Below are 6,147 nucleotides of genomic sequence, written 5' to 3' on the forward strand. Positions count from 1 at the left end.
TTCCCCTGTTGCCTGTTGCCTGTTGCCTGTTGCCTTTTCACCCAATTTTATTGTCCTAACCTCAATGCGTAATGCTATAAGTGCCATTACGTTCCACCAATGTTATAACTTCCTAACTCACTAATCTGCCAACTTTCAGTTGAAAGTTCAGTCGTTACCCAGATGAGCGTGCAATACCGCTAGGGTTTCTGCAAGCTGACTGAGGCGCGTTTCCAGATCATTTTTGCGACTGAGTAGTTGTCGTAGCTTCTGATAACGTGCGATCGCTAAACTGACACTAGGCACTTGATCCGCAGGACAGGTACGCACCCAAAACTGACCATCTGCATCTAATCCACAAAGGCGATAACCTGCACGGGGGGATTCACAGGTGACATTCGCATCATCCTGCGATTGATGATGCCACGGTTGGGTTACGTAGTCCATGAGTCGATCCACCTCAGCACGACGTACTCCTGAGTGATCCGCTTCCGGTTGACGGGCATGAGATTCTAACCACCCCTCAACGATTGGTCCATCCATATAAATATCTTGAATTTGCCGGACTATGGTATGCAGTTGATTCTGCCAACCAGAGACAATCTCTTCAATTTCTTTGAGCAGATTCATTGCCAAGGCGGGATTGGCGCTATGGCGATGTTCACTGAAGCTAGCGGATTTGAGTTTCGGCAGTGTTGGGGTTTTACTTTGCTGCTTTTGAGCCGGGAAGGGCGTCACACTAATCGAAAATGAAGGTTCTTTCCCTTTGGCGGAGTCGCTAGACTGATCCCCAGTTGAGTCCACTGGGGACGCCACAGCCGTGGATGGGGTTGAGTCATCCTGGGTTAACTGAGATAGAGTGCTTTCGATCCGTTGCAGTTCTGGTTTCATCGTTTCTGATGTCACTGGGCAAAAATCACGCTGATTGCAGCAGATGCAGTCCCTAGGGTTTAGTTTGGGGACATGACCACCTACCTATTCAATTTTGACCCAATCTGGGAAGAGATTCGGCAAATCGCTAATTTTTGGTCATTGTCGATTAAACTTGATCACGGCAGATGAAAGCGATCGCGGGAATCATACTATCGATGGGTCAGCTTATCCTGGTCACGGGTCCAGCCCGTTCTGGAAAAAGTGAATGGGCAGAACAATTAGCCGATAAGACAGATAAGCAGGTTGTTTATGTGGCAACGGCACAGGTTGATCCCAATGATTTGGAGTGGGTTGCCCGGATTGAGAAGCACCAACAGAGACGCCCCGCCGAGTGGACATTGGTGTGGACGCCGATAAAATTAGTCGAGACGATTCTGGAGTGGGATCAACCGGATTACTGTCTGTTAATTGACTCCTTGGGAACCTGGGTGGCGAATTGCCTAGACCAAGAGGATTCGATTTGGCAGGATACCACAGACACCCTTTGGCGGACTGTCAACCAAACCTCAGCCACCCTAATTTTGGTTGCTGAAGAAACCGGTTGGGGTGTGGTTCCGGCTTATCCCCTAGGCAGAACTTTTCGCGATCGCCTCGGTCAAGTCGTGCGTCAGTTCGGTATGATTGCCAATCCTGTGTATTTGGTTACGGCTGGTCATCTGCTTAATCTCAGCACCCTGGGATCACCGCTATCGCGGGAATCGCTACCATAGAAATACAGACGGTAACCATAAAGCAGCTTTTGCTGCTGAGGTCTTATATATTCTATGGCATCTGAAGAACAAGTCAAACGCTACCTAGCCTATTGGTTTCAGGTGGGCAAAAAAATTGTCGTCCACAATGGTGAAGAGGTGCTGCAACCACAGCGAATCATTGCAGGCGATCGCTATAGTCAGGAGTTTGAGGAACTCTGGCAATATCTGCTCTCACCAGAAAGCGGGGATTGTTATCTCACCGGAACTAGCCAGACGATTTCTGAGTTGTTGACATCCAAGTGGGATCTTGAACCCTGTTCCCGTTGTGATATGCCCGTTCCTATGTTCAACGTGGGATCACCGCCAGAGTCTTGCACCTGTAGCGATTTATCCAATTGGCCCAATACAGATTTACCCAAGCCGCGAGAACCGATCAATAATCAGGATCGCTTGAGGACGATTCACCAACGTCTTCGTCATGGGGAAAATCCAGATAGTGGTGATCGAGATGCTGCTCCCGATCCCAAAAATCAAACCAGAGAATCTCCTTACCCCCCAGAATCGTTAAATCAGAAAGAGTATCTGAGGTTGGTGCGCGATCGCACCTCTTGTCTCAGGGAACCTTTCTCAGCATCACCTGATAATTCCTTGGCATCTGGTAATCAGAAATCCGCGACCGATTAATAATTTCTCAATAAAACTTAACGCTGTTGTCTGGGGTAACTCTTCCGGACTGGATTGGAACCGGAAGTTATTTTAAGTAGAACTTACACCCCAGTGCAGCGTGTTTCTATATTATCTGGTTGAGAGTAAAACATCTTCACCCAAAGGTGACGGAGAAGTCCATTCTGGTCTGACATGTTTTTTTGGCTACTCCGTCGCTGTCAGTATAGACGTGCGATCGGCTTTGAGCAGCATCAGGCAGACGCTTGTATGTCCCACCTGGAGAGCAGAGCGAGACATCAACCCAGGTGGGGTGATGAATTTAAACTGTTTTGCCGACTCTAGGTTGAAGGTATCCAACAAGACATAACCTAAACCGAGCCAACATTTTAGCTGGAGCAGTTTTTCGGCTGATGGATGATCATGTTCGCAAAGTTTTGCAAACGATGTCTTTGTTAGCCCTTTCACGCCCTGAAAAGAGTGGATAGGATATCTATCCCGATCGAGTCGCCTGTTTGGGTGTAAGGTCTGTTAAATCGATTGAACCTGAGCTGATTATGAAGTTCTCCGCTATGCGAAATATAGGAATTGCTGCAGGCGGAACTTTTTTATGGGTTATATTATTCATTAAAGCTCAGACTATCAATTTTAGTCAACACCATCAGTATCTGTCAAACTTACACCAACTTCAGGAAACTGACGCAACTTTAAATACAGATATTTTGCAGGCTCAACAGGAGTCGTTCAATGATCCTGAAACTATTCTTAATGATTTAAACCAGATTAGCGACTTACACCATAACTTAGAAAATATACCTGATTTTGTTAGTAGAGAATATTATCCAGAAATCAAGTCATCCTTACAACAGAATCGCTCACTCTTTCAAGACAAGCAGGATTTAATCGAAGAAGTGATTGAACAAGAGACGATTCTGAATCAATCTTTAAAATCCCTGCCTAACACGATTCAAAAATTATCTCGTCAAGCCGCAACGGAACCAGGCGCTGATCAGTTAATCAATCAATTGAATACTCTGTTGAACGATGTTTTAATTTATACAATATCTCCCAGTGATGAATTAATTCTCAAAATCCAGAGACAAATGGCAGCAATTCGGCAACGTGTCGATGTATTGACAGCATCGTCTACCCTGAGTCTTTCTGAACTCGATGCCGCCCTAATCTATGCCGAAATTATTGTGACTCATGAATCTCAGGTGGATAGTCTGGTGATGCAAATTCTGGAATTGCCCACGAAGCAACAAAGTGAACAACTCCTGGACATTTATCAGCGTTCTTATCAAGTATTTCTCAGGAAAACTAAAATTTATCGTATTTTATTTTATGCCGTTTCTGGTTTGATATCGGCAACCTTAGTCATTGTGCTTATCGCCAAAACTCAACAGCTAACCAAAAAGCTGCAAAAATGCGAAGAAAAATATCGGATCAGTTTTGATGATTCCGTAGAAGGAATTTTTAAAATTACTCCAAGTGGACGTTTTTTAACGGCAAATAACACATTGGCAACGATTTATGGGTATGCTTCTGCTGAAGAACTGTGTAACAATTTAATTAATCTTAATCGTCAGCTTTACGTTCAGCCAAACCGTCACGATGAATTAATCCGTGTTCTGGAGAAATATGGATCAGTTTCGGATTTTGAATCGCAAGTGTACCGGAAAAATGGCACAAAAATCTGGATTGAGGAGAAGGCAAGAGCTGTCCGCGATAAACACGGTAATTTTATTTACTATGAAGGAACCGTAGAAGATATTACGGTACGTAAAGCATGGCAAGAAGCACTGCACTATGAACAAGAGCAAGGCGAACGCCTACTGCTAAATATTTTACCCAAAGTAATTGCTCAACGCTTGAAACAACTCGAAAGTACAATCGCAGATAATTTTGAGGAAGTCACAGTTTTGTTTGCCGATATTGTTGGCTTTACCGAATTATCGGCTCGCTTCCCCCCTGCCCAAGTTGTTGAATTACTTAACCGAATTTTTTCGGCGTTTGATGAATTGAGTGATTATTATGGATTAGAGAAAATTAAAACAATTGGGGATGCCTATATGGTGGTAGGGGGACTCCCCACTCCTCGCCCCGATCATGCTGAAGCTACGGCGAATATGGCACTGGATATGCAACAGGTAATTACCAAATTTAATAACCAGAATAATCAAACCTTAAGTATTCGGATTGGCATCAATACCGGACCCGTTGTTGCTGGAGTCATTGGCATTAAAAAGTTTAGTTATGATTTGTGGGGAGATACGGTTAATATTGCCTCACGCATGGAATCCCAAGGGCTTCCTGATAAAATTCAGGTTACTGAGTTGACGTATAAAAAGTTGCAGGATAACTATCTGTTTGAGGAACGAGGCACTATTCAGGTTAAAGGCAAAGGGAAGATGACGACTTATTTTCTTAGGGGGAAGATTAAATAGGGCTTGCTGTCGGGAGTATTGGGGAGATGGGGTGAGAGGGTGAGGGGGTGAGGAGGAGATGAGGAAAACAGTAGTGCTTTTCGTCTGGCTATAAGTGCAAGGCAAGCTTTTCAGCCATCCAGGAGGGATGGATTGCACTTATAGTCGGCTTTAAACCTCCTCTAACTCTTGATAGATAAGGGTTAGAGGGTTGTGCAGCAAGCCCTAAATAATTATTGAATTTTTCAGCTTCTGGATTGTTTGTCTTTATAATTCAGATATCAGTTGATAATTTTGAGTATATATACTTAAGCATATATACTGATGCAAGTTAGAGCTGATCAACAATCACCAAAAATCATCATCATTTGCCGATCAGAGCTAGAGATGGCAATAGGAGTTATAAGAGATATCTATAGAAAAACCGGAACATTATTGCCTTTTGTTAATAAACTATAAAGATAGATTGAAAATACAGGGTAATCAACATGCTAAGGGATCGGGGAAGTTCAAAATTACCGTTAAATCACAAAGACACAGCGGCGCTAGATAAAATATTTTCAGGATTAGATGGTGAGTTCGTTAATCAAATAGAAACGATTAGTTCTTACTATGCTGTAGCGCCCTTAGATCGTTGGGAAGAGAAAGGATGGGTGCGCGGTGGCTGCTTATCGGGTTGTAATAACTCTACCGTTTAAAGACCTTTGAGGTAGAGTGTAGTTCATCGAGCTAAACTCAGCAACAGTACGCCTGCCAACTTAAAGTTCCTCGGATAAAATGTGGGAAAGAGTGCGATGCTAAGGAGCGCTTCTTAATTATTTGACTCCTCCCATGATTAACCAGGTTCTCTACGTTTGGCTACAACAGGTGCAAGGCTTACTGGAAACTTTCGCCGTATCCTAGTGAAGGAGAATTGTGTCCTTCAATTATCAGTGAAATTTATGGCGTTTGTGCCTAAACCCATCCCGACAAACCCGACAAATAAATCTTCAAATAGCCTTTTAGTTAAATTTTATACAGTTCATAAAGGTATTGACAAAAGACGCGATCCATGAGATGCATCTCTAGTCAGAATCCCGGAGCAGAGAATCTCCGTAAAATGGCAGATGTATTAATGTAAAGCTTCTGTAATATTTATTGATAAGCATCCCCATTTAGAAATTGATTCAGGATTAAACTATGGTAAGACAGACACAAACTCGTATATATCCCAGGGTTCCTCTAACCTCAGCCGATCGCGACGCCTTAGACAAACTCTTTCAGGGCGTACAGGTTGAGGATTTGCGTCAGCTTGAGCAAATGACATCCTACTATTCCATTACTCCGCTTGAACCTTGGGAAGAACAAGGCTGGGTGATTAATAGCTCCCTATCTATCCCCAGGAAAGCGACTGCATAGTTAAGTAGGTGGGGACAATTAAAGTTAACGGTGGGGAACTCGCTTTCGCGAGAAGC

7 protein-coding genes are annotated in these 6,147 nt (G+C 43.6%); 5 read left to right on the plus strand and 2 right to left on the minus strand.

The genetic code is table 11. The features are described from left to right. Positions 1-147: 147 nt before the first annotated feature. Positions 148-870 (minus strand): hypothetical protein, encoded by a 723-nt coding sequence (locus ACLFWI_RS25350; protein WP_446415219.1) that lies wholly within the window; start codon positions 868-870, stop codon positions 148-150. Between the two features lie 167 nt (positions 871-1,037). On the opposite strand from ACLFWI_RS25350, the gene cobU reads away from it, so the two are divergent. After that, entirely contained in the window at positions 1,038-1,622 is a 585-nt protein-coding gene (cobU, locus tag ACLFWI_RS25355; RefSeq protein ID WP_446415220.1) for a bifunctional adenosylcobinamide kinase/adenosylcobinamide-phosphate guanylyltransferase, read from the plus strand. 54 nt (positions 1,623-1,676) lie between these two features. Continuing rightward, a complete protein-coding gene (locus ACLFWI_RS25360; protein WP_446415221.1) occupies positions 1,677-2,288 on the plus strand; it encodes a hypothetical protein in 612 nt (203 codons plus the stop codon). A gap of 186 nt (positions 2,289-2,474) precedes the next feature. Here the strand turns inward: ACLFWI_RS25360 and ACLFWI_RS25365 are convergent, their stop codons facing one another. After that, positions 2,475-2,735, minus strand: a complete 261-nt coding sequence (locus ACLFWI_RS25365) for a hypothetical protein (protein WP_446415222.1) — start codon at positions 2,733-2,735, stop codon at positions 2,475-2,477. Positions 2,736-2,839: 104 nt separating this feature from the next. Here ACLFWI_RS25365 and ACLFWI_RS25370 point away from each other — a divergent pair, with 104 nt between their 5' ends. From ACLFWI_RS25370 to ACLFWI_RS25380, 3 genes are all read left to right on the plus strand, one after another. Next, positions 2,840-4,714 carry an adenylate/guanylate cyclase domain-containing protein gene (locus ACLFWI_RS25370; RefSeq protein WP_446415223.1) on the plus strand — a complete coding sequence of 625 codons (1,875 nt, stop codon included), beginning with the start codon at positions 2,840-2,842 and terminating at the stop codon, positions 4,712-4,714. Positions 4,715-5,181: 467 nt separating this feature from the next. Further along, positions 5,182-5,391 (plus strand): hypothetical protein, encoded by a 210-nt coding sequence (locus tag ACLFWI_RS25375; RefSeq protein WP_446415224.1) that lies wholly within the window; start codon positions 5,182-5,184, stop codon positions 5,389-5,391. 481 nt (positions 5,392-5,872) lie between these two features. Further along, positions 5,873-6,091 carry a hypothetical protein gene (locus ACLFWI_RS25380; RefSeq protein WP_446415225.1) on the plus strand — a complete coding sequence of 73 codons (219 nt, stop codon included), beginning with the start codon at positions 5,873-5,875 and terminating at the stop codon, positions 6,089-6,091. The last annotated feature ends 56 nt before the right edge of the window (positions 6,092-6,147 follow it).

The sequence above is a fragment of the Coleofasciculus sp. genome, assembly GCF_046539235.1.
Classification (GTDB): Bacteria; Cyanobacteriota; Cyanobacteriia; order Cyanobacteriales; family Coleofasciculaceae; genus Coleofasciculus.

Excerpts from the sequence above, each read along its gene's own strand:
- ACLFWI_RS25350 (WP_446415219.1), bottom strand. The coding sequence starts at position 870 with ATGAAACCAGAACTGCAACGGATCGAAAGCACTCTATCTCAGTTAACC.
- cobU (WP_446415220.1), top strand. The coding sequence starts at position 1,038 with ATGAAAGCGATCGCGGGAATCATACTATCGATGGGTCAGCTTATCCTG.
- ACLFWI_RS25360 (WP_446415221.1), top strand. The coding sequence starts at position 1,677 with ATGGCATCTGAAGAACAAGTCAAACGCTACCTAGCCTATTGGTTTCAG.
- ACLFWI_RS25370 (WP_446415223.1), top strand. The coding sequence starts at position 2,840 with ATGCGAAATATAGGAATTGCTGCAGGCGGAACTTTTTTATGGGTTATA.
- ACLFWI_RS25375 (WP_446415224.1), top strand. The coding sequence starts at position 5,182 with ATGCTAAGGGATCGGGGAAGTTCAAAATTACCGTTAAATCACAAAGAC.
- ACLFWI_RS25380 (WP_446415225.1), top strand. The coding sequence starts at position 5,873 with ATGGTAAGACAGACACAAACTCGTATATATCCCAGGGTTCCTCTAACC.